A 22,803-nucleotide genomic window follows, 5' to 3' on the forward strand; every position below is an offset into this window, starting at 1 on the left:
TTTATTACTATAGGTACTATGGGTGTACCAGCGTAATGCTCTGTAAGCGTGTGTTTTGACGTAACGTCAAGAGGTATAGCCCAGAATGTAGGAAGGAGACTTCCGGTAAGGTGAACGTGGTAGCGCCTCGCATTAAAGTAAGTGTACGGTACACAATTACCCGGCCTAGGACGTCCGTGAGCTGCAAAATGGCCGGACCAGGTTGCTCAACGTCCAGGCGTACCGTAAGCTGGTTCTGAAAGGGATTGGGATATGCTTGTAATTGCAGGCCTGTTGATTGAGAGAGACTTACTGGTAAAGGAGTAGCAGAGTTGGTACTCTGACCGAGCTGCTGAGCATCTACATAAATCCAGGGACCATAGCGGGGTAAGGCGCCCGTACCTCCTGTGCCTGCTAGGAGCATTGTCGATGCGAGTGAGGAAGCCGAACTGTATTCTAGCCGGGCGCGTACGCGTGTAGTACGCCCGGCCTTCGGAATGAGACTTTTCAACTCTGTGGGGTTGCTTGCGAGTAAGTCCGTCCAGGCTCCGCGCCCAGAGTAAGCAGTGGAATTCGTGGTGGAAGCTCCGGTTGAGAAAGGAATGCCATTGCCTACGGCCTCCCATACCAAGCGAGCCTCTACGCGCCCAAAGGCTGAGCGCGCTACAAGCCCTAGGCCTACTTGCGGCTCCTTAACATTGGTCTGCGCTAATGGAGTAATGAGGTCAGTATTGTAAAAGCGTAACCTGCCAAGCCGGCTTCCGCCTTCGTTGCCGAGGTACAGATAGGCTTTGCCTTGCTGCGCACGTGTCCCAACGTTGGTACTCCACGCGCCCACCAGCACATCCGCGTAGCCGTCGCCGTTCACGTCACCGGTACCAGTTACGCTAAAGCCAAAAAAATCGGTACTACCCCCTGTTTGTCCTGTCACAAATGTGTTTGGTGTAGAGCTTAGGCCTGCGCCAGAACCTAGGAACAGGTAAGCCCGGCCGCCAGCGCCTCCGACCGGTAGATAGGCTCCTACAAAAATGTCGGAGTATCCGTCGCCGTTTATGTCGCCGGCTCCTGCTACACTTTGGCCAAAGAAGCCGGGGGCACTGCCACCAGGATTGTTGAGCGTTGAACTCGGAGTTGCGCTAGGCCCTATACGGCGCCCTAAGTACAAGTAGGCACGACCATTGCCGCCGATAGCCTTGCTGGCACCGATGACAATATCGGCGTACCCATCGCCATTTACATCGCCGGCCCCAGCTACGCTACACCCAAACGAATCATATGAAGTTGTAGGATCCGGGAATGATACACTTGGAGTAGTAGCAAGACCTGTGCTGCCTCCTAGGTACAAATAAGCCCGGCCTTGAAGATTGCTGGCGCCAGGGGCTCCAATAATGACATCGGCGTACCCATCGCCGTTCACGTCGCCCGCACTGGCCAAGCTACTGCCAAACACATCGTTGGTGGTCGCTGTCGGATCAAAGAGGGAGATGCTGGGCGTTGTCGGCAGCCCGGTGCTACTACCTAGGTACAAATAAGCTCGACCCTGACCAGTGGAGTTACCATCGGCACTGATCAGCACATCGGCGTAGCCGTCGCCATTCACATCGCCCGCGCTGGCCACGCACTTCGCAAAATTATCACTGATCACGGCCAACGGGTCACGAAGGGCAAGTGTGGGTTGTGTGCTCACCCCGGTGCTAGTGCCCAGGTAGAGGTAAGCGCGGCCCTCACCGCTGGAGGCACCAGGCGCACTCACAACGATATCGGCGTAGCCATCGCCGTTTATGTCGCCCATGCCGGCTAGGCCGTAGCCAAATTGGTCATTGTTCGTTGATGTTGGATCAGGCAGCGTAATAGCTGCAGTGGTACCTAGGCCCGTGCGGCCACCCAGGTAGAGGTAAGCTCGCCCCTGCGAGCCAGCAGTTCGGAACGCCCCAATAAGCATATCGGCGTAGCCGTCGCCGTTTACGTCGCCGGCGCCGGCCACCGTATACCCAAAGGAGGCGGCCTCTGACGCCGTAAGCGACTCACTGGCACTCGTTAATACCGTGGCGGTGCTACCTAGGTAGAGGTGGGCACTGCCATTGCTGTTGTTACTCCCCCAAGCCCCGATAAGAACATCGGCGTAGCCGTCGCCATTTACGTCGCCGGCGCCGGCCGCACTGAAGCCAAACTGGTCATAGTGTGCAGCCGTTGGATCATTGAGGGTTGTGCTTGGCACTGTGCTCACGCCCGCCGCGCTACCTAGGTACACGTAGGTGCGCCCCTGTAAATCGTTGGTACCAGGAGCTCCGATGAGCACGTCGGCATACCCATCGCCATTCACGTCGCCCGCACTGGCCACACATTGGCCAAAGTTCTTGTCTTCCGTAGCGGGGTTGGTCATGAGGGTGCTAGGTGTGGCGCTTAGGCCAGTGCTGCTGCCCAAGTACACGTAAGCACGGCCGCGCAAATCATCGGGGCGGTAGGTGCCTACAACTACGTCGGCGTAGCCATCCCCATTCACGTCGCCGGCCCCGGCTGCACTAAAACCAAACTGATCACCGCTGGTAGCAGGGCTGCTGAGCGTACTGCTGAGCGCTGCGCTAAGGCCAGTGCTGCTACCTAGGTACAGGAAAGCAGCCCCTCGACCATCATAGTCGGGAGCACCAATGACTGCATCAGCGTACCCGTCCCCGTTTACATCACCCGCGGCGGCTACACTCCGACCAAAGCTGCCAGTGTTCGTCAATATCGATTGGGAAGTTGCGCTGACGCCCGTGCTGCTACCTAGGTAGAGGTAAGCGCGTCCTTGGCCTGTGTTGCCATCAGCGCCGATGAGTATATCGCCGTAGCCATCACCGTTCACATCGCCAATGCCAGCTACGCTACGCCCAAAAAGACTATTGGGAATCGCCGGATTGAACGTGGTGCTAGGAATAGCGCTCAAGCCCGTGCTGCTACCCAGATACAAGTACGCACTGCCTTGGTCCGCGTTAGTTCCCCACGCGCCCACCAGTACATCGGCGTAGCCGTCGCCGTTCACGTCGCCGGCACCCGCCACACTGAATCCAAATAGGCTGTACAGCGCCGCGGCGGGGTCTTGGAGCGTAGCAACAGGGGTTTTACTTAACCCATTGCTGCTGCCTAAAAATAAATAAGCACGTCCCTGGCTATTGCTGCCCGGAACGCCGACAATGGCATCGGCGTACCCGTCGCCATTTACGTCACCGGCACCGGCTACACTGTAGCCGAACTGTCCACTGTAGTTTGGCGCCGGGTCGGTAAGCGTAGCGCTAGGTGTGCTGGCAAGCGGATCGATGGTGATGGGATACGTGGCATGCGCATCGTCTACTTCCAACGTCAATGCCTGGGTGTTATTCTGCCAAGCTAGGTGGGCCGGCAGTACACGCCCCGTGGCGTCCCAGGCCTGCAAGCCGGAATAACGGAGTACCGTTGAGTCGGTGTTGGTGGCGAAAGTAAGCGTTGTGCTGTCTTCTTTCTGTACGTGCAACTGCGTTTCAAGCCGTAGCAGTACTTGTAGCGGACCGGTTGAGCCTGGGCGTTGGGCTACTTGATAGTTTTGTCGCACGCCCGCCGGGGAGTTTACGTAATCGACCGCAAAAGCGGCTCCGTGGGCGTAGTGAATAGTGGTGTCGGTGGCGGTAGCAGAAGCAGTAGCCTGTGGATGAATGCTAACCTGCCCGCGTCGACCAAGACCGCGCAGGATAAAGCGCACGTTCCAGGCTGGTGGCGTAGCCTGGTCCTCCTGGTGGAGCTGATTGGAAGGCGATGGATGAGGTAAAAAGCTAGCAGCCGCTAGGGTGTAAGTGGCAGCTCCTAAGTGAGCCGTTAGGTGCTGGGCAGCGTTGGCCGCCAGGTGCGTAGTAGATTTTTCAGCTACTGGACTGAGAAAGTAGGAACGGCGCTGAATATCGGCTAAAGCGCCCGTTAGGCCCGCCGCAGAAGTGTCGACCGGCAAAAGAACTGGCCTATGGGGAGGCGTTTTGAACCGTAGTGAAGCTGAAAACCTAGGAATAGCTACTGTTCGTGGACTAACCGACGCAGTATGTACAGCCGCAATGGGGCTCTTAGCTACAAAACTAGCAATGAGTACTAACGTGCTCAACACGCTTATTCCGCCCACGCGGAGGATAGTAGAAAAGTGCATGCAATCGAATCTATAAACTATAATATAGTGGTATAAAATTAACAAATCGATCAGCACTTATGCAAAGCGACCCTACACTGCTATAGCATAGGGCCGCTTTGCATAAATACAGCTCGTAGGTTGTTCGTTGACTTATAAAAGCGCCTTAATAAATGGGTCGGTGAAGTCGTGAGCGAAGTGCAGCACATTCGGGAAGGCCGCAAACTCGTGGACTTCGTGGGTAGTGGTGAGGACTACGGCCTTCATCCCCGCATTTTGAGCCGCCTCAGCACCCTTCGGTACGTCCTCAAACACAATGCATTCGTTAGGTGCTGCGTTGAGTAGGGCCGCCGCTTTTAGGAAGGTTTCGGGGTGTGGTTTGCTCAATACCACGTCGTCGGCGCTGACGATGGCCGTGAAGTAGTGCCGTATGTTGAGGTTATCCAGCACAAAATCGATGTTGAACGGAATGGCGGCCGAGCCAATCGCCATCGGAATGCCTTGCTGATGCGCTTGCTCCAGGAACTCAGTCAAGCCCGGCAAGAGCTGCAAATGAGGCAGGAATTCTTGCTGATAGCGCTTTTCCTTCTCAAAGGATAGCTGCTCCATTTCTGCCGCCGTAAACCGATCGGCTCCGAACATACGCACCAGCACTTCGCTGTTCTTGCCGTACATCTGTGGCTTCACCTCTTCCCAGCTAAAATTGCCACCTAGCTCTTGGTTAAATAAGGATTGCCAAGCCCGTGTATGGTATTCCATATCGTGGATCATGGTGCCATTCATGTCGAAAATAAACGCTTTCATGCTATAGCTCGCTAATGGCGTTTGGACGCAAACGCCGGGTTCGTTCAGGGCAAAGTTCGGCCTTTTCGCCGCTTTCGCCATGCTATAGGCGGCTGCTCTGCCAGGCTGAGAACCGGCTTGGTGTGCTGCCGCTGAGGGTATAATGCTGACAAATAGAGATTTAAAGAACCTTACATACCTGATGCCATCTTGCTGTAGTAGGCGTCAAAAAAGAAACCCCAGCTAAGCTAGCCGGGGCTTCCAAAGGAGAGAGAGGTGGAAGGTCGGAGTTTGTTTGGCCTTTACCAAACAGCTGATCAAGTTCGCCTCGGTTTCTTACCAATTGTCAGGCCTATAGCCTACTACGATGCCTTCAGGCACGAATGCTTGGGCACTGCACAGCCGGAAGCTGTTTAGCTAAGGCTGGTTACTGCGACCTAGCTGCCAGCCACTGCTGAGCAAACTGTTCTTCTGTAAAAGCTTGTACCGCAGTCTGCTTGTCAGCTGGCAAGCCGGTGGTTGCTTCTAGTTGCTGTTGCCGTTCCTGAATGAGCGTAGCATGGTAGGGCGTCACGAAGTACGCCAAACGGCGGTCTACCTCCGGCAGCGTGGCAGCCAGCGTAAGCCTGAAATCCACCATCACCCACTGAAAATCTTCGGCCGAAGCTAGCCCACGAGTACGCAAATCGATCAGCCAGTGCCCAACCTGCATCTGGCGAGCTAGGGTCAGCGCCGCTAGGTACCCTTCCTGATGCTCGGCCGACGAAACCGGGCGCGTCCAGCGCAAAAACAACACGTGCAAATCGGGGCGATAAGCTAGGCGTACGTAGCTGAGGTCGAGGGTATGCATAGGCTGGGAAAAGCACCTAAAGAGGCGCTTCGGTAGCGAGGGCAAGCTAGGGTGTAAACGGGGGCATTGATCAGACGCTACGTTGCCGGAGCGTCAGCCGGTATGCAGTACCAGCACCACGCTACCACTTCACGAAAAAAGCCCTGACTAGTTGCCAGGGCTTTTCAACGATGGATAGTATAAAAGAGTTATACGGTTCAGCTTATCTATTTGTTTGCTAGGCTTTTCTGCCGAATTGCTTTGAACTCGGAGCCGGGTTTCCACTGAGGGAAAGTTGTTTCGTTGGCCAAGCGTAAGCCCACTTGAAATAGCAACCGGGCATCTTGTTCCATGCCGCGCAGGTCCCACTTGGGGTTGTATTCGTCGGAGGGCTGGTGGTAGTGCTTGGCTTCGTACTCCTGGTGCTGCTTCTCCATGTACTCTTTGCCCTTGCTACGGCTATCAGCGCCGCCGCTGGCGTACAGCGCTGGCACGCCTACTTTGGCGAAGTTGAAGTGGTCGGAGCGGTAGTAGTAGCCCTTCTCGGCATTCTGGTCAGGCAAGATGTAGCGGTCTTGCTCCTTAGCTGCCGCACGGGCGTAGTCGTCAAGTTCCGACTGTCCGTAGCCAATCACCGTCAGGTCGCGCATGGGGCCGCTGGCGGGCAGGTCGTCCATGTTTAAGTCAGCCACCGTTTTGTTGAGCGGAAATAGTGGATGGGCGGCGTAGTAAGCCGAGCCAAGCAAGCCCTGCTCTTCGCCCGTGACGGCCAGAAACACGATGCTGCGCCCTGGTCCTTTCTCCAACTGCGTATACGCTTTGGCAATGCTGAGTAGCGCCGCGCAGCCACTGGCGTTGTCGAGGGCGCCGTTGTAAATAGAGTCGCCGGCCACCGGTGCGCCAATACCTAGGTGGTCCCAGTGCGCCGAATAAACAACGTACTCGTTAGGGCGCTTCTCCCCCGAAATAACAGCCACTACATTTTTAGAGGCGGTGCGCTTGAGTTTGTTCTTGATGGTCGTGCTAACGTTCAGATTCAAGGGAATGGCCTTGAAGCCGGGCTTGTTGGCAGCGGCGTAAGCGTCGTCGTAGCTCTGCCCCGCCGCCTGGAAGAGGCGCTTGGTGGCGTCCAGCGTTAGCCAGCCTTCGAGCGTACATTTGCTAGCGCCTTTGTCAGCGGTTTGGGGACGCAGCTTTGCTCCGGAGTAGCTGCTCTGTACTACCGACCAGGGGTAAGCGGCAGGCTTGGTATCGTGCACAATGAGCAAACCGGTAGCGCCGTGGCGAGCAGCTTCCTCGTATTTGTAGGTCCAACGGCCGTAGTAGGTCATGGCGTTGCCCTTGAAGAAGGTGGTATCGTTGCCCGCGTTGCCGGGGTCATTGACTAGCACCACCACGGTTTTGCCCTTCACGTCGAGGCCAGCGTAGTCGTCCCACTTGTACTCGGGCGCTACCACGCCGTAGCCGGCAAATACTAGCGGCGAGTTGCTCACGGCTACCGAAGGTTTTTCTTGCTCGGTGAAGGCTACATAATCAGTGCTCAAGTTCAACGTAACGGGGCCGCTCTTACCACCAGTTATCTGCATGGTAGGGGCGGGCATCCCAGTAATTTCCACCAGCGGCACCTTCTGGAAGTAGCTGCCGTCGGGGCCCGGCTTCAGACCTAGCTTTCGGAACTGATCGGCTAGGTAGGCCGTCGCTTTTTCCTCACCCGCCGTGAAAGGCTTGCGACCCTGAAACTCATCGGAGGCTAATACCTTAATATGTTGTCCGATATCAGCTCCCGTGATGCCGTCGTTGGGGGAAGTGATGGTTGTATCGGCGGGGGCGGCGCCAGGCGTGCCGCTTTCCGTAGAAGCAGTTTGCTTGGTCTGGCTCTGACAACTAGCTAGCAAACCGAGTAGCAGCGCGGAGGCTAGCAAACGGGAAGAAAAAATGTGCATGCGCGAAGTTGAAAAGGTGAGGAAATGCGTGGCTACCAAAATAAGCTACGCAATCCGATTTCGGTCATCTTCTGCGCTAGGGCTTGCACAAAAAGAAGCCACGTACAAGAATCGGGCTTTTGCTTATTGGCTGAGCAGTGTTCGTCACTCTGCGGCTGTACTACGCGTAAATGCTTCATTCCCAACATGCAATTTTGACGATGGAAAAGAAGACAACCGGGGAGCCAAAGAAAACGACGGCTAAGCCCAAGGCCAAACCCGAAGACACCTACACCGACCCCACCCTGCGCGAGCGGCTGAAAGAAGAAATCAAAGCCGGCGACAAAGGCGGCGATGCTGGGCAGTGGAGCGCCCGGAAGTCGCAACTGCTCGCCAGCGAATACAAGAAGGCGGGTGGAGGCTACAAGAGTAAGAAGCCCACAGAAGAGCAGAAAGACTTGAACCAGTGGACGAAGGAAGACTGGCAAACGGCCGATGGCAAACCAGCCAAGCGCGCCGGCGGCACCACACGCTACTTGCCCAAGGAAGCCTGGGAAGAGCTGACGCCTGCCGAGAAGAAGGCCACCAACGCAAAAAAGCAAGCGGCCTCGAAGGAAGGAAAGCCGAAAGAAGAGAACACGAAAGCAGCTAAAACGGCCCGCAAGAAAGCTACGAAAAGCTAGGCGTAGCGCGAACTTGGTAGTTCGCGCTACGCCTAACGGTACCTTAGGTCCAAAATGCTTTTAGCCAGCGAGGATCATTTCGGCCACTTCGCGTCCGGTAGCAATAGCTGCGTTTAGTGAAGGGTATGCCGCCCAATCGCCGCAGCGGTAAAGGTTGTCGTCTAGCTTTAGAGGCTGGTACGCGGGCTGCCCGGCCGAGTAGACGGGCAGGGCGCGGTCGATTTTGTACGTACGGAGGTGTTGCCACGTTCCGACTTCCGGGCCAAACCAGGTAGTAAGCTGCGGCTGCAATTGGCCTAGCAACTCCTCCTCACTTAAGCCATGCGGCCCCTGCGTGCTCACGGAAATAAGCGTCCGCCCGGCCGGGGCATAATCGGGCGCTACGTCGCTGATGAAAGCCACGTTGTGAGCCACCCCATCGGGCACTGAGTTGAGGCGTAAGAGCCGGTCGCCGTGCCCCGGCGAGCGGTCGGCGGCGAAGTACGTGCAAGTCGTTTGGCGCCATTCGGTGGCTGGTGTGCCGGCTAGTTGGGGTAGAAAGGTGCGGGCAGCATCACCATCGGTAGCGACCACCACGGTCGCCGCCGTCAGGATTTCGCCATTGCGCAAGCGGACCTGCGCGCCGTGTACCGCCTCTACGGGCGTGTTCAGGCGCACCGTGCCAGCGGGCAGACGAGCCGCTAGTTGCTCCGGAATTTGCTGGATGCCAAGCGCTGGTACCGCCGCCTCACCCGCTATAAATTGTTGAAAGACAAACTCAAAGAAGTTGCTGGCCGTGCTCAGGTTGCGGTCGAGGTAGATGCCCCCGAAAAACGGACGAAAGAAAGTGTCGATGATGTAAGGACTCCAGCCATAATTGCGCAAGCACGAAAGTGTATCGGTGCTAGAGCGGGCCAGGAGTTCCTCGCTCGTGTACTGGCTGACTTGGCGGGCTAGCTTGGCAATCAGTAACTTATCGGTGAGGCTGCCCACCGGTGATGTCAAGGCTGAAAGGGCAGCTATTGGCTGTTGGAGGGGGTTCAGGAGCGTCGTTTCGCGGCCATCGGGCAAGCGCGTGATGGCACCCGAGCGAAACGCCTTTAGGTTCAGCGCCCCGTAGTCAATCAGGCGCTGCACCTCCGGGTAGCGCGTGAGCAGAATCTGAAATCCCCGATCAAGGCGGAAGCCTTCGGGTGTTACGTCGGTGCGCACGCGGCCACCCACGGCGTCCGCTGCTTCCAGCACTAGTACTTTCTGACCCGCACGATGCAAGTAGTTAGCGCAAGCCAGGCCCGCCATGCCTGCCCCAATAATGATGATAGGATCAGAGGAATTCATAAACAAAGAGCAATAGGAGGAAGTGAGAGGGGAGAGCGTCAAGTGTACAACAGCTATAAGTCGGTACTGTTGAGACTCGGTTGCGTTCCGCTCACTTCGGCGTTTCTGTGGGTGGGCAAGGTGGACCAATCTTGAACGTTTCGGCGGTGCTGTAGTCCTCCCAGTCATTCAAGGAGATACGCGACTGATCCATATAATACTCACCAGATGCTAGGGTTATTCCATTGCGAAAATGTCCTTTCGAATATTTTTCACTAGCTACCAAGTTTTTGTTACCCGTCAGATACTCTAGCCGCCAGCGGCCATCGGGGATGCCGTTGAATACAGCACCACCCCAACGCATTTCATCCTCGTCGCGGTACCAAGTGCCATTACCGTTGCGCACGAGCTGTTTGCCGGTTGCGTCCCAGAATTGTTGCACTGTAGGTTCGCCACCGGCTCCGAAGCTGAGCACCTGTCGTGGCTTACCCGACGGATACCAGTAGGCCCAGTCGCCTACCTGACGGCCCTCGTGGTAGTGCCCCCGAGCAGCTAGCTCCCCGGTGCGGTGGTACAGCTCAAATACGCCTTCCTTCTTGCCGTTGCGAAAAGCGCCGCTCAGCGCCAGCATGTTGTTGTGCATCCAATAGTCGCGCACGAAGCCCTTGAACACACGCGTACTATCGAAGCGCACGTGGCGGCGAATGGCGGCGCAGCCCGCTGGAGCAAGGAGGTAACGATCTGAATAAAAGAAGGCTACGCTATCCTTGCCAGCTATGCGGTAGCAGTCGCGAATATTGGCGGTAACTGGAGGCGTAAATGTGCGTTGTTGCCCCCAAGCTGGTCCTGCCCAACTGATGGCAATCAAACTAAGTAAGATTAAACAATAGCGCATAAACATGGTAAGAAGCTAGGTGCTGGTAGCTAAGTAGCTATACGGAAACGACGAAGCAAAAGAAGCAGAAGCCTGCCCAAGCGTAAAAATCAAAACAGCTTGGGCCTAGGCTTCATGACTTTGCGCGTTTTCATGGTGTAAAACTCAGCTACGCCGGGCCGGGCTAGCTCTACTTGCCACACTCCCATCACTTGCCCGCGGCGGTAGCCAGTGGCTTGGTCGCGGGGGTAATTCTTCTTGATCAGCGCATAGTCAGCCGCCGTGATGTCGCCGCCCACCGAGCCGTGGCAGCGTAAGCACAGTGCATCGTCGAGCACAATGGGACGCTGATAGGTGAACACCTCTGCGCTAGGCCGCGCCACCAGCCGGGCGGTATCCGATTGAAGCTGAGCGGCTGGCAAGCTAGCTAGGTGCTCCGGGGTGCGTGGCCGGCTGCTCACACGGCGCGCCTTGGCTTTCAGGATTCGCGCCATCGAATCCGTGGAAGCGTAGCTTTCCGGGCGGCAGTAGGGAAGGGCTGCCGCCACACCGCCCTCAGCAAGCTTTGCTTTCAACAGGCGGTGCAACTCTCGGTCGGCCGTACGAGTGAGTGAGTCGCCCGCCCAGCGTGCTGCGTGTAGTAAGTCGGCAGGCATAATTCGCTTAACCTCCCAGTTGGCGGCTTCCACGGCAATCTTCTTCGTATCGCGCAGGTGTTGAATCTGGTCGGACGAACAAGCGGCAAGACTGAGCAGCAGAATGGCAGTAGCGGGAAGAAGCAGGCGCATAAGAAGAGGGCAATATGTACTAGAAACCTCGTTCTAAGGCAATAAGTTGAAAATGTAGACAGTGTTTAGAAGCTAACCCAAAAAGCTAGCTCCCCTCCTTTTTTAAGGAGGGGCTGGGGGTGGTCAGACTAGAACTAGAAAACTAGATTTACCTAGTCGTTCAACGACAAGGGACCACCCCCAACCCCTCCTTAAAAAAGGAGGGGAGCTTAGGCCTAGCTTTTAGCGCTAATGGCATCTACGCCGTAGCTAGCAGGTACTCTTTTAGTTGCGCGAAATCGGGTGCTAGCGGAATGCTTTTCTTTTCCCTTCCTAATAGAACTTCCACGGCCGAAGGCAGCGCAATTTTCTCCTGCGTAATCGGCTCTACGGTGTCGTAGAATTTCACTGGGTGCGCCGTTTCGAGGAAGAAGCCTTGGTCGCTGGGGTGCTGACCTAGGTAGTCTTCCAACGCGTGATACGCTACGGCGCCGTGCGGATCGAGCAAGTAGTTTTGCTCGTTTTTCACGCGCTTGATGGTCTCGGCCGTGATTTCGTCCGTTACGGTGTAGCCGGTGATGGTGTTCTTGATGTGCTGATAATCAAGCTTAAACAGCTCTTGAATACGCACGAAGTTGCTAGGGTTACCCACGTCCATGGCGTTGGAGAGGGTCGGCACGGCTAGCTTCGGCTCAAACTCGCCGCTGAGCAGGTAGGCCGGCACTGAGTCGTTGATGTTGCACGCCGCCACAAAGTGCTTAATCGGCAAGCCCGACTCGTACGCCATTAGACCGGCACCTAGGTTGCCGAAGTTGCCGCTGGGCACCGCCACCACGGGCGGCTCTTCGCCCTGCCACTGCTGCCAGGCGTAGCAAAAGTAAAATTGTTGCGGCAGCCACCGCGCCACGTTGATAGAGTTAGCCGAGGTGAGCGACCGGCGCTGTGTAAGCTCCTGGTCCACAAAGGCCTGCTTCACGAGCTGCTGGCAATCATCAAAGGTGCCCTGGATTTCCAGCGCCGTGATGTTCTGCCCGAGGGTCGTGAGCTGTAGTTCTTGAATCGAGCTAACCTTGCCGGCTGGGTAAAGAATCACCACATCCACGCCTTCCACGCCCAGGAAGCCGCTGGCTACGGCGCCGCCGGTGTCGCCGGAGGTCGCCACCAGTACCGTCACTTTGCCTTCGCGCTGCTGCGAAAAGTGACCTAGGCACCGACTCATGAAGCGGGCGCCTACATCTTTGAAAGCGAGGGTCGGGCCGTGAAATAGCTCTAGCGTGCTGATGCGGTCCGTGATAGAAACTAGCGGAAACTCGAAGTCAACCGTTTCGGCGCAGATGCGGCGCAAGTCCTGCTCCGGAATGGCGTCGCCCACGTACGGTTGGATGACTTCAAAAGCTAGGTCCGCTTTGTTCTTGTGCTTGAGGTCTCGCAGAAACTCGGGGGAGAACTTGGGGATACGCTCTGGGAAATACAAACCCATGTCGGGCGCTTGTCCGGCAATCGTTGCTTGCCGGAAGTCGACAGCCGGCGCCTGCTTCTTAAGGCTGTAATACAGCATGATAGAAGTGTTGTAGCGCGAAGCTCCAGCTTCGTGCATCGGTTGCACAATGGTCGCTGAACGGACGCCGGCGCAAGTCGTTCGCAACGCGCAAAGCTGGAGCTTCGCGCTGTTCATTTACTCAGTCACTACGCGCACCCCTTCCGAGTTGATGGTGGTGACGTAGGTGTGAAAATCAATACCCAGGCGGGTGTAGGTTTCGCTCATGCCGGCCTCCACTTGCCGGGCCGTGTCTTCATCCTGGCTCAGCATGAAAATAGAGGGACCCGAGCCGGAAATGCCACCGCCTAGGGCGCCGGCTCTTCTCGCTTCCAACTTCACATCGGCAAAGCCTGGAATAAGAATGCTGCGCACGGGCTCGATGATAACGTCTTCTAGGGAGCGGCCAATCAGCGCGTAGTCGTTTTTCAGCAGGCCCGCTACTAAGCCGCCCACGTTGCCCCACTGCCGGATAGCATCTTTCAATAGCACTTGCTTCTTGAGAATGTCGCGGGCGTCGGAGGTACGCACTTCGATTTGGGGGTGCACCACCGTTACCCACAGCGGCGGCGCGGCTAGCGGTACAATGTCGAGCGGCTGCGTGGACCGGATGAGCGTGACGCCGCCGTAAATGCAGGGCGCAATGTTGTCGGCGTGCTGCACACCGGACGCTACTTCCTCGCCAAACATGGCAAAGCGTACCAGCTCAGCCGGTGAGTAACGGTTGCTTAGTAAGTGGTTAGCCCCGACTACCGCACCCGCTGCACTCGCCGCACTAGAGCCGATGCCGCTGCCCGGCATAATGGCTTTGGTAATTTCTACCTCAAACCCAACTACATCGGTTGCATCGCGCAGCAACGCTAGCAAGGCGCCTCCTGCCACATTGCGCTCGGCTTCGGTAGGTAGGTTATAATCGTCTTTGTTGATGATGGTAACGCCAGGCTTGTCAGACAGGCGCATGCGCATCGTGTCGCAGGGCTCGTGCAGAGCAAAGCCAAGCACATCGAAGCCACACACCACGTTGGCTACCGTGGCGGGAGCCAGCACGGTTACTTGGCTGGAAGATAAAGTCGAGGACATGGAAGTTGCTGAGTGGTTGTGACTGAGCACCTAGCCTCCTACTATAGGAAGCTAGGTGCTCAGTCAAGCAAAGCGAGAGTCTTAAATCCGCGCGGCGCGCATTACGTCGGCAAATACGCCGGCGGCCGTCACGTCGGCACCAGCACCAGCTCCTTTCACCACGAGTGGCTGCTCGGGGTAGCGGTTCGTGTAGAAGAGCACCACATTGTCTTTGCCTTGCAGCTGGTAGAAGTCGCTGTCGGGGCCTACGTGTTGGAGGCCTACCGATGCTTTCCCATCAGCGTAGCGCGCCACAAACTTGAGCTTCTTGCCATCTGCGCTAGCTTCATCATAGAGGCGGCGAAAGTGGGCCTCGTGCACGGCCAGCTGCTCGTAAAACTCAGGCACGGTGCCTTCCATGCAAGACGCAGGCAGGAAGCTTTCGTTGGTGATGTCGTCCATCTCCATTACTTGGCCGGCTTCGCGCGCCAGAATCAAGATCTTGCGAGCCACGTCGGTGCCACCTAGGTCGAGGCGCGGATCGGGCTCCGTGTAGCCTTCCTGTTGGGCACGGCGCACTACATCGGCAAATGGAATGGTGCCGTCGTAGTTGTTGAATACGAAGTTGAGCGTGCCCGACAGCACCGCTTCGATGCGGTGCACTACGTCGCCGCTGCGCAACAAATCGTTCAGCGTTCCGATAACGGGCAAGCCAGCGCCTACGTTGGTTTCAAACAGGAAAGCCGCATTGTAACCACGCGCCAGCGCCTTTAAATTGGCGTACGAGGCGTAGGGCGAGGAGCACGCTACCTTGTTGCAAGCCACCACCGATACACTTTTCTCCAGCACGGCCGCGTAGGTTTTGGCTACTTCCCCGCTGGCTGTCACGTCCACGAAAATGCTGTTACGCAAGTTCTTGGTGCGCACCATCTCTACGAACTCGTTGAGGTGCATGATTTCGCCATCAGCCAAAGCCGTCGACCAAGTAGCTAGGTCGAGACCTTCATCATTGGCTACAAAGTGCTTGCTGTTGGCAATGGCTACCACCCGCACCTGCAAGCGCAGCTTTTCGAGCAGGTAAGCTTCCTGCTGCGCGAGCTGTTCGAGCAGCTTGCTGCCCACGTTGCCGATACCAACAATGAACAGGTTGACCTGCTTATAAACCGTTTCGAAAAAGGCCTCGTGCAGCACGTTGATGGCCTTGCGTACGTCGCTCGCGCGGATTACCGTCGAGATGTTGCGCTCCGAGGAGCCCTGGGCAATGGCTCTGATATTCACGCCGTTGGTACCAAGGGCGGCAAATTTCCGGCCGCTGATACCAGGGTGATTCTTCATGTTTTCGCCAACTACTGCCACAATAGCTAGGTCGCGCTCCAAGTGTATAGGCTCTAGCTTGTGCACCGCAATTTCGGGCGCGAATTCATTGTTCGCAGCTGTCTGGGCGCGGTCCGCATCGAGGGCGCTGATGGCCACCGAAATCGAGTGCTCCGAGGAGCTTTGCGTGATCAATACCACGTTGACGAGCTCCCGCGACAACGCCTCAAACAAGCGCTTCGAGAAGCCAGGGATACCCACCATACCGCTGCCTTCCAAGCTCAGTAAAGCTAGGTTGCCCATACTCGAAATGCCGCGCACCACGTTCTGGCTCGGGGGCGGGGTTACCTCTACCAGCGTGCCGTAATCGTCTGGTGCAAAAGTGTTTTTGATCCAGAGTGGAATGCCGCGGTGCATCACCGGATGGATGGTGGGCGGGTATAGCACCTTCGCACCGAAGTGCGAAAGCTCCATGGCTTCTTGGTAGGAAATATGCGAAATCGGGCGGGCCGTGGATACGAGGCGGGGGTCGGCCGTCATCATGCCGCTGACGTCCGTCCAGATTTCCAGGGAGCTAGCATTCAGCGCCGCCGCAAACAGGGCCGCGCTGTAGTCGGAGCCGCCCCGACCTAGGGTCGTGGTAGTGCCTGCGCCGTCGGAAGCAATAAAACCAGGCACAACGTACAACGGTTGTGCCGTGGTGGCTACGTAATCGGCAATTTGGGCGTAGGTAGTAGCTAGGTCGACCTCCGCAAAACCAAAGCGGCTGTTGGTGCGAATCAGCTCGCAGCTGTTCTTCCATTGATGCGCAATGCCAAGGGCTTGCAAGCGAGCTGCCACTAGCGACGACGACACGTATTCGCCGAAGCTCATGATGCGGTCGAGGGTACGGGTAGAAAGCTCGCCCAGCAGAAACACGCCGTCGCAGATGCCTTCCAGCTCGTTGCACTTCTTCTTGACCAAACTGAGCGCGGCGCTTTGATTAGCTACCGGAATCAGCGCTTTCACTGTTTCGAGGTGGCGTTCCTCGATAAGGCGGAGTTTTTCTTTGTAAGATTCTTGCCCGGCGGCAGCTAGGGTGCCGGCTTCAATCAGGGCATCCGTAATACCACCTAGGGCGGAAACTACAACGACGGTGGTGTCTTTCTGAGTTGCGGCTTCTACTACCTGTACTACTTTATTGATATTCTCTGCGTTGGCAACCGATGTGCCCCCAAATTTTAAAACCTGCATACAAACGCGGTTGGTGAACTATGTGAAAAGCAGCGGAAGCGTGTTTAGGTGCTTCCAGGCGGGGTGGGCCAGATTGCGGCGCCATATTAGGGCATTTTTGAACAAATCCGGTACTCCAAGGGCAGAAAACCAACGAACTAACGGGAACGAGAGCCCATGGCAGTCGTGTTATATTCTGTACCTTTGCATACTAAATACAATTCTCTGAAGGCACTATGCTAGATAAACTGGAGGCCATTCGCCAGCGCTACGAAGATGTAAACGAACAGCTCATGCAGCCCGAGGCGATGAGTGACATGAAGCGCTATAAGGCCCTCAATAAAGAATACAAAGACCTCGGCAAGATCGTAACCGAGTATCGCAATTATCAACAGGTACTCTCCAACATCGAGGGTGCTCGCGAAGTCATTGCGACGGAAAAAGACGAAGACTTCCGCGAGATGGCAAAGGCCGAGCTCGACGAGTTGGTGCCCGAGCAAGAGCGTTTGGAAGCCGTTATCAAAGACCTGCTGATCCCGAAAGACCCCAACGATTCTAAGGATGTAATCATGGAAATCCGGGCTGGGGCCGGTGGCGACGAGGCTGCTATTTTTGCCGGCGACTTGCAGCGCATGTATATGCGCTACGCTGAAAAGCACGGCCTGCGCATGGATCTGATTGATGCAACGGAGGGCACCTCAGGCGGCTACAAGGAAATTGTGTTGTCGCTGAAGGGGGAGGACGTGTATGGTAAACTTAAGTTTGAGTCGGGTGTGCACCGCGTACAGCGCGTGCCAGCAACTGAAACCCAAGGCCGTATTCATACCTCGGTAGCCTCTATCGTGGTAATGCCAGAGGCAGAAGAGCTAGACATACAATTGGATATGAACGACATCCGTAAGGATCTGTTCATGTCGTCGGGCCCTGGTGGTCAGTCCGTAAACACGACGTATTCGGCCGTGCGCCTCACGCACATCCCAACGGGCCTTGTGGCGCAGTGCCAGGACCAGAAATCGCAGCTCAAGAACTTTGACAAGGCGCTGCAAGTGCTCCGCTCACGTATCTACGAAATTGAGCTAGCCAAGAAAAACGAAGCTGAAGGCGCGCAGCGCAAGAGCATGATCGGCGGCGGCGACCGTTCGGATAAAATCCGCACCTACAACTATCCCCAAGGTCGGGTAACGGACCATCGCATTGGTCTGACCGTTTATAACCTAGCCAACGTGATGGACGGCAACATCGACGATTTCGTGGAGCAACTCCGCATCGCCGAAAGCGCCGAGCGTTTGAAGGAAGGTGTCGTGTAAACGTTACTTACAGAACATTCTGCGAACTAACCTCAGCTAGAGCGGAGTGAAGCGCCTTGATGTTGTTGAGCAATTATCGTCAAAACGAAACGTTCAACGGTGACAAGGCGCTTCACTTCGCTTTGTTGTGTCTAGGTTGCTAACTGGCTCAATTACATGTCGTTTATGCGCTACGTTTTACCCATTCTATTTCTATTTGCTTGCGCGCTTTGCTTACTTCCCGGTTGCGAACCAAAGGAAGATGTGCTTACCAAAGACAGTAGTGCCAAGCTAGAGTTCTCGGCCGATACCATGTTCTTCGACACGGTATTCGTGCAGACAGGCTCCGTGACAAAGCGTTTGTGGGTATATAACCGCAATAGCCGCGCGGTGAAAGTGGAGCAGATTGGCCTAGGGAAGCCGACCAACTCGCCGTACGCACTCATCGTTAGCGGCCAGCAAGGCACGGCGGTGCAGAATGTGGAGATTCGCGGGAAGGATAGCCTGCTGGTGCTGGTGCGTACGACCATTACACCCGGTCAGGAAAATAAGCCTTTCGTGGTAGAAGACCAGTTGCGCTTTCGCACCAACGGCAACGATCAGAACGTCAAGCTGCTTGCCTATGGACAGAACGCTTACTTCCACGCCGATCAAGAATACGTGGCGTGTAATAGCGTGTGGCGCAGTGATAAGCCGCACGTGGTCCTAGGTGCCGTGGGTGTTCGGCCAGGTTGCACGCTCAGGATTGAGGCTGGAACTAAAGTGTATTTCCACGCGGGTGCAGCGCTCGTGGTGCAAGGCAGCTTAGTAGTCAACCCTAGCTTCAATCCGGGGAACAACGAGGTGAAAGCCGACGATGCCAACATCGTACGCTTTGCCGGCGACCGGCGGGAGGCGTATTACAACGATATTCCCGGGCAATGGCGTGGTATTCAGTTTGATTCAACTAGTAGCCGCAACAACAGTATCCGCTACGCCGAAATCAAGAATGCGAACTTTGGACTGTTGATCTACAACCCAGGCAATAAAACCCACCCCAAAGTGACGGTTCAGAACACCGTTATCAAGAATATTTCCGCGGCTGCTTTGTCGTTTGCAAGTGGTGGACAAGGCTTCGATGGCGCTGGCATCTTTGGTATCGGTGGCGACTTCGACTTGGTTAATACGGTACTAACCAACTGCGGTGAGTACGCCATCCGGGCTATTGGTGGCGGTCAGTACAACCTTAACTTCTGCACCATAGCGAATTACACGCCGCAGTTTAAGCGCGAAAAAGCCTCGCTTGATTTTACCAATGCGCCTGCCGTAAAGCGGGTAACCGGTCCGATTCCCACGAGCATCAGCATTACGAATTCCATCATTTGGGGAATCAACTCGGGCGCAGGCAAAGAAGAGCTGAATTTTCAAAACAGCGACAGTTATCGGGGCAACATAGATGTGCGCAATAGCCTGCTGCGCACTACCGCCTACCAAGGATCGACAGAAGCCCCCAATAAGCCTGGCCTAGGTCGCTCTGATTACCTGAACGTGCCGAACGTAGTGCCGAACTTCAAGCGGGCTTCTGATAGCCAAAAACCCGCGTACGACAAGCTAGACTTCAGCCTCGACACACTTTCACCCGCCAGTAACCGCCCGCGGTACGATCCATTCATTGCGCGCGACTTGCTCAATCATCAGCGCGATCCGCGGAACCCTGACCTAGGTGCTTACGAGCGAGTAAACCCCTAACAGGATAACGGAGTAAGTGAGTAGCGGCGTAAAGGGGGCTTGATCCTTTTGCGCCGCTACTCACTTACTCCGTTCCTTTATGATTTGGCTTCAGAAAAGATTGCGCTTACCAGCGGTGCGCCGCGGCTTTCACCTTATCACCGATTTGCTTAGCGCAGAGTTGCCAGAGCTAGAGCAGATCAAGGTCGGTACGGCGCACTTCTTTATTCAGCACACGTCGGCAAGTCTCAGCATCAATGAGAATGCTGATCCCACGGTGCGCCACGATTTCGAGGAGTTCTTCAACCGCACGGCTCCCGAAAAGGCCCCGTACTTCCGCCACAATACGGAAGGCTCCGATGATATGCCCGCGCACCTAAAAGCGGCAATGTTAGGCACTTCCGTTACTATTCCCATCACCAATGGGCAGCTGGCACTGGGTACGTGGCAGGGCGTGTACCTAGGTGAGCACCGCAACCACGGCGGCCGACGTTGGGTAGTAGCTACGTTGATGGGGCAGGAAAGCTAGGGTGTAGCGCGAAGCTCCTGCTTCGCGCCGCGTTGAACGTCGCGTTTGCATAACCTAGGTTGTTGCAACGAATATCGTTCAACACAGCGCGAAGCAGGAGCTTCGCGCTACAAGGGGAGTTGCATCGTTATCTTACCCGCACGACCGCCGAGTAGCGCAGGGTGTCAAACAGAATTAGCTTCTGCACTCCGTTCACTTGATAATCACGCAGTACACCATTGCTAGCTCGAAGCTGTAGCTCCTTGCGTGAGAAGAACAGCGCGTTATCCTGACTTAGTGTAGCATGTACCTCACGCATACCTTTCGCGTCAGAAAGGACAGTCAAGCGCTCTACGGCATTTTCGATGCCTGGCTTACGCCGATACGTTTGCTGCTGCAAACCTTCTGCATTGGGTACTATCGGCTCAATGGTGTAGGCGCCTCGTAAAGCTGCCTTATTGATATCGGCCTGGTAGAAGAGTTGCAACTCCTTGGCCCAATCAGTATGAGGAACTTGGGCAGTTTCTTCGTGCCCGTCCCGAAGCCGCACAAGCTTCACTACGGCCGGATTGCGCCGATTCAGTAGTGAAGCTTGTGTGTCTAAGAAGCCTCTTAGGTCGTAGTACAGCGGTTTGCGCGCCGGGGCTGCCTGGCTGTTCCCTCCGCTAAAGTCGCAGGAGGTACCAACAAGTACCAACAGACCTAGCAGCCACCTACTACGCATTAGCCGATTGCGTTTGAGGAGCCGGCTGTAGCAGCGACTGACCGTTCATCTCGGCGGGCTGTGGAATACCCATCAAGGCTAGCACAGTCGGGGCGATGTCACCTAGCTTGCCGTCGGCTAATGTGCCTCGGTAATCGTTATCAGCCAGAATGCAGGGTACCAAGTTGGTAGAGTGGGCCGTGTTAGGCGAGCCATCCGGATTGATCATCACGTCGGCGTTGCCGTGGTCCGCAATAACGATGCAGGCGTAGTTGCTGGCAAGAGCAGTTTCTACTACATCCTTGGCACATGCGTCGGTTGTTTCTACGGCCTTTACCACCGCATCGAATATGCCCGTGTGACCCACCATGTCGGGGTTAGCGAAGTTCAGCACTACGAAGTCAGCAGATTTTTGCTGTAGCTCCGGCACCAAGGCATCGCGCAATTCATAAGCGCTCATCTCGGGTTGGAGGTCGTAAGTAGCCACTTTGGGTGAGGCACGAAGGAGGCGTTTTTCACCTTCAAACTCGTTCTCACGGCCACCCGAGAAGAAGAACGTTACGTGTGGATATTTTTCGGTTTCGGCAATGCGAATCTGCGTCTTATGGTTGGCTGCTAACACTTCGCCCAAGGTATTTCCGAGATTGTCTTTATCGAAAATAGGGGTGACGCCTGAAAAAGTAGCGTCGTAGTTGGTCATGGTCAGGTACTGCAGGTTCAGGCGATGCATTTGGAAGGCATGAAAATCCTGCTGCGTGAGTGCCTGCGTAATCTCCCGGCCCCGGTCGGTGCGGAAATTAAAGCAAAGAACCACGTCGCCTTCCTGGATGGTAGCTAATGGCAGGCCATCAGCACCCACCTTCACAATGGGTTGCATGAACTCGTCGGTTACTCCTTCTCTATAGGAGTCGAGCATCGACTGGATCAGGTTCTGCGAAGGAGTGCCTTTACCGTTCACCAGCAAGTCGTACGCTACTTTCACCCGTTCCCAGCGGTTGTCGCGGTCCATGGCGTAATAGCGTCCTACAATAGAGGCAATCTTTCCCCCGTTGCGCTCCAAGTGCTTCTCTAGGTCGTTTACATACCCCACTCCACCTTTTGGGTCGGTATCACGGCCATCGGTGAAAGCGTGAATAAACACTTTATGCACCTCGGCGTCGTGCGCTAGGGTGCACAAGGCTTTCAGATGGTCAATGTGAGAGTGCACGCCGCCATCGGAGAGCAAACCCATTAGGTGTAGCGTTTTGCCGTTGGCCTTGGCATATTCAAAGGCTTTCGTCAGCGCCGGTATCGTACCTAGCTTCCGTTCCCGAATCGCTTTATTAATGCGCACCAGGTCTTGATATACTACCCGGCCAGCTCCAATGTTCATGTGACCAACTTCGGAGTTGCCCATCTGACCTTCTGGCAAGCCTACCGCCTCCCCCGAGGCCTGTAGTCTGCTGTTAGGGAACCGCTGAAGAAGCGAATCGAAAAAAGGCGTTTTAGCGTGCGCAATAGCTGAAATTTCCTGGTTCTGTCCGAGGCCCCAGCCATCCAAAATTACCAGCAATACCTGTTTGTTCATGGTCGCAAAGATAGGCGCAAAGCCTGTAATGACTGCATTCAGCCCAATTACGTTTATTATAACTTAAAGTAGAATAAATTGCGTGGTAACCTTTTTTTATAAAGAGTAGTTGGCATAATTTTAGCAAATGATATGACGCAATCTTTACTCTAGTATGAAACCTACTTTTTTACAAACCCTCGTTTTAGCGTGGTTGATGCTGCTGTCTGTAGTGGTGCAGGCCCAAGGCGAGGCATTTGTAGCCGTTGGCGGCGCTATTCGTAGCGGTTCGTCCAAAGATTTGGCTCAATATTTTGGTTCCTCCGTCGAGTTAGGCTTCAATGGCGATAAGCAAAGCTACAGCGCCACGCAAGCTGAATTCGTGATGAAAGACTTTTTTTCTAAGAATCCACAGGCCTCTTTCGACTTTAATCATTATCTAAATGGTCCGGAAGGAACCAAGTTAGGTGTGGGTAAATACAAGAGCAAAAATGGCGTTTACGACGTGTACGTGAAGATGAAACAAGATCACGGGACATTAGTTGTCGATGCCATTGACTTCACCAAAGGTGAAGAGTAATTCTAGAGATGCGTCTAATAGATTGATTACATGACATTTGCCAGAAGATTGGCTGCGATTTTCTCGGTAGCTCTTCTCGGCTCACATTATAG

Annotated in this window: 17 protein-coding genes; 5 read left to right on the top strand and 12 right to left on the bottom strand. The window is 55.4% G+C overall.

The window, feature by feature from the left end:
* Positions 1-16 precede the first annotated feature (16 nt).
* The 4 genes from SD425_RS00385 to SD425_RS00400 all read right to left on the bottom strand — a co-directional run bounded on the left by SD425_RS00385 (position 17) and on the right by SD425_RS00400 (position 7,660).
* The gene (locus SD425_RS00385; RefSeq protein ID WP_324674231.1) at positions 17-3,937 is read right to left on the bottom strand and encodes an FG-GAP-like repeat-containing protein; all 3,921 of its coding nucleotides are present in this window, start codon (positions 3,935-3,937) and stop codon (positions 17-19) included.
* A 321-nt stretch (positions 3,938-4,258) separates the two neighbouring features.
* Positions 4,259-4,909 carry an HAD family phosphatase gene (locus tag SD425_RS00390; RefSeq protein ID WP_324674233.1) on the bottom strand — a complete coding sequence of 217 codons (651 nt, stop codon included), beginning with the start codon at positions 4,907-4,909 and terminating at the stop codon, positions 4,259-4,261.
* A 406-nt stretch (positions 4,910-5,315) separates the two neighbouring features.
* Positions 5,316-5,738 (bottom strand): hypothetical protein, encoded by a 423-nt coding sequence (locus SD425_RS00395; RefSeq protein WP_324674236.1) that lies wholly within the window; start codon positions 5,736-5,738, stop codon positions 5,316-5,318.
* Positions 5,739-5,944: 206 nt separating this feature from the next.
* Complete coding sequence (locus tag SD425_RS00400; protein ID WP_324674238.1) at positions 5,945-7,660, bottom strand: M28 family metallopeptidase; 1,716 nt, start codon at positions 7,658-7,660, stop codon at positions 5,945-5,947.
* 200 nt (positions 7,661-7,860) lie between these two features.
* Between SD425_RS00400 and SD425_RS00405 the strand changes: the two genes are divergently transcribed.
* Complete coding sequence (locus SD425_RS00405; protein WP_324674240.1) at positions 7,861-8,322, top strand: hypothetical protein; 462 nt, start codon at positions 7,861-7,863, stop codon at positions 8,320-8,322.
* Between the two features lie 60 nt (positions 8,323-8,382).
* Here SD425_RS00405 and SD425_RS00410 read toward each other — a convergent pair whose 3' ends face one another.
* The 6 genes from SD425_RS00410 to thrA all read right to left on the bottom strand — a co-directional run bounded on the left by SD425_RS00410 (position 8,383) and on the right by thrA (position 16,402).
* The gene (locus tag SD425_RS00410) at positions 8,383-9,639 is read right to left on the bottom strand and encodes an NAD(P)/FAD-dependent oxidoreductase (protein ID WP_324674242.1); all 1,257 of its coding nucleotides are present in this window, start codon (positions 9,637-9,639) and stop codon (positions 8,383-8,385) included.
* Positions 9,640-9,730: 91 nt separating this feature from the next.
* Positions 9,731-10,513 carry a hypothetical protein gene (locus tag SD425_RS00415; RefSeq protein ID WP_324674244.1) on the bottom strand — a complete coding sequence of 261 codons (783 nt, stop codon included), beginning with the start codon at positions 10,511-10,513 and terminating at the stop codon, positions 9,731-9,733.
* Between the two features lie 89 nt (positions 10,514-10,602).
* On the bottom strand, positions 10,603-11,280 hold the full coding sequence (locus tag SD425_RS00420; protein ID WP_324674246.1) for a c-type heme family protein: 678 nt from the start codon (positions 11,278-11,280) through the stop codon (positions 10,603-10,605).
* 238 nt (positions 11,281-11,518) lie between these two features.
* Positions 11,519-12,904 (bottom strand): threonine synthase, encoded by a 1,386-nt coding sequence (thrC, locus tag SD425_RS00425; RefSeq protein ID WP_324674248.1) that lies wholly within the window; start codon positions 12,902-12,904, stop codon positions 11,519-11,521.
* 30 nt (positions 12,905-12,934) lie between these two features.
* Positions 12,935-13,876, bottom strand: a complete 942-nt coding sequence (locus SD425_RS00430) for a homoserine kinase (RefSeq protein ID WP_324674250.1) — start codon at positions 13,874-13,876, stop codon at positions 12,935-12,937.
* Positions 13,877-13,957: 81 nt separating this feature from the next.
* Positions 13,958-16,402 (bottom strand): bifunctional aspartate kinase/homoserine dehydrogenase I, encoded by a 2,445-nt coding sequence (thrA, locus tag SD425_RS00435; RefSeq protein WP_324674252.1) that lies wholly within the window; start codon positions 16,400-16,402, stop codon positions 13,958-13,960.
* Between the two features lie 215 nt (positions 16,403-16,617).
* Between thrA and prfA the strand changes: the two genes are divergently transcribed.
* The 3 genes from prfA to SD425_RS00450 all read left to right on the top strand — a co-directional run bounded on the left by prfA (position 16,618) and on the right by SD425_RS00450 (position 19,903).
* Positions 16,618-17,688: a peptide chain release factor 1 gene (gene prfA, locus SD425_RS00440; protein WP_324674254.1), complete on the top strand. Its 1,071-nt coding sequence runs from the start codon at positions 16,618-16,620 to the stop codon at positions 17,686-17,688.
* Between the two features lie 243 nt (positions 17,689-17,931).
* A complete protein-coding gene (locus tag SD425_RS00445; RefSeq protein ID WP_324674256.1) occupies positions 17,932-19,395 on the top strand; it encodes a hypothetical protein in 1,464 nt (487 codons plus the stop codon).
* A gap of 79 nt (positions 19,396-19,474) precedes the next feature.
* The gene (locus tag SD425_RS00450; protein WP_324674258.1) at positions 19,475-19,903 is read left to right on the top strand and encodes a secondary thiamine-phosphate synthase enzyme YjbQ; all 429 of its coding nucleotides are present in this window, start codon (positions 19,475-19,477) and stop codon (positions 19,901-19,903) included.
* A 127-nt stretch (positions 19,904-20,030) separates the two neighbouring features.
* Here SD425_RS00450 and SD425_RS00455 read toward each other — a convergent pair whose 3' ends face one another.
* Positions 20,031-20,606, bottom strand: coding sequence for a hypothetical protein (locus tag SD425_RS00455; RefSeq protein WP_324674260.1), 576 nt, complete (start codon positions 20,604-20,606; stop codon positions 20,031-20,033).
* Positions 20,599-22,152: a 2,3-bisphosphoglycerate-independent phosphoglycerate mutase gene (gene gpmI / locus SD425_RS00460; protein ID WP_324674262.1), complete on the bottom strand. Its 1,554-nt coding sequence runs from the start codon at positions 22,150-22,152 to the stop codon at positions 20,599-20,601. The genes SD425_RS00455 and gpmI overlap by 8 nt, the downstream gene beginning before the upstream one ends.
* A 154-nt stretch (positions 22,153-22,306) precedes the next feature.
* On the opposite strand from gpmI, the gene SD425_RS00465 reads away from it, so the two are divergent.
* Entirely contained in the window at positions 22,307-22,711 is a 405-nt protein-coding gene (locus SD425_RS00465) for a DUF4783 domain-containing protein (protein WP_324674265.1), read from the top strand.
* Positions 22,712-22,803 lie beyond the last annotated feature (92 nt).

Source organism: Hymenobacter sp. GOD-10R (assembly GCF_035609205.1).
In the GTDB taxonomy this organism is placed as follows: Bacteria; Bacteroidota; Bacteroidia; order Cytophagales; family Hymenobacteraceae; genus Hymenobacter.

Bases quoted from the DNA above. Each gene is read 5' to 3' on its own strand.
- SD425_RS00390 (WP_324674233.1), bottom strand. From the start codon at position 4,909: ATGAAAGCGTTTATTTTCGACATGAATGGCACCATGATCCACGATATG.
- SD425_RS00395 (WP_324674236.1), bottom strand. From the start codon at position 5,738: ATGCATACCCTCGACCTCAGCTACGTACGCCTAGCTTATCGCCCCGAT.
- SD425_RS00400 (WP_324674238.1), bottom strand. From the start codon at position 7,660: ATGCACATTTTTTCTTCCCGTTTGCTAGCCTCCGCGCTGCTACTCGGT.
- SD425_RS00405 (WP_324674240.1), top strand. From the start codon at position 7,861: ATGGAAAAGAAGACAACCGGGGAGCCAAAGAAAACGACGGCTAAGCCC.
- SD425_RS00410 (WP_324674242.1), bottom strand. From the start codon at position 9,639: ATGAATTCCTCTGATCCTATCATCATTATTGGGGCAGGCATGGCGGGC.
- SD425_RS00415 (WP_324674244.1), bottom strand. From the start codon at position 10,513: ATGCGCTATTGTTTAATCTTACTTAGTTTGATTGCCATCAGTTGGGCA.
- SD425_RS00420 (WP_324674246.1), bottom strand. From the start codon at position 11,280: ATGCGCCTGCTTCTTCCCGCTACTGCCATTCTGCTGCTCAGTCTTGCC.
- SD425_RS00430 (WP_324674250.1), bottom strand. From the start codon at position 13,876: ATGTCCTCGACTTTATCTTCCAGCCAAGTAACCGTGCTGGCTCCCGCC.
- thrA (WP_324674252.1), bottom strand. From the start codon at position 16,402: ATGCAGGTTTTAAAATTTGGGGGCACATCGGTTGCCAACGCAGAGAAT.
- prfA (WP_324674254.1), top strand. From the start codon at position 16,618: ATGCTAGATAAACTGGAGGCCATTCGCCAGCGCTACGAAGATGTAAAC.
- SD425_RS00450 (WP_324674258.1), top strand. From the start codon at position 19,475: ATGATTTGGCTTCAGAAAAGATTGCGCTTACCAGCGGTGCGCCGCGGC.
- SD425_RS00455 (WP_324674260.1), bottom strand. From the start codon at position 20,606: ATGCGTAGTAGGTGGCTGCTAGGTCTGTTGGTACTTGTTGGTACCTCC.
- gpmI (WP_324674262.1), bottom strand. From the start codon at position 22,152: ATGAACAAACAGGTATTGCTGGTAATTTTGGATGGCTGGGGCCTCGGA.
- SD425_RS00465 (WP_324674265.1), top strand. From the start codon at position 22,307: ATGAAACCTACTTTTTTACAAACCCTCGTTTTAGCGTGGTTGATGCTG.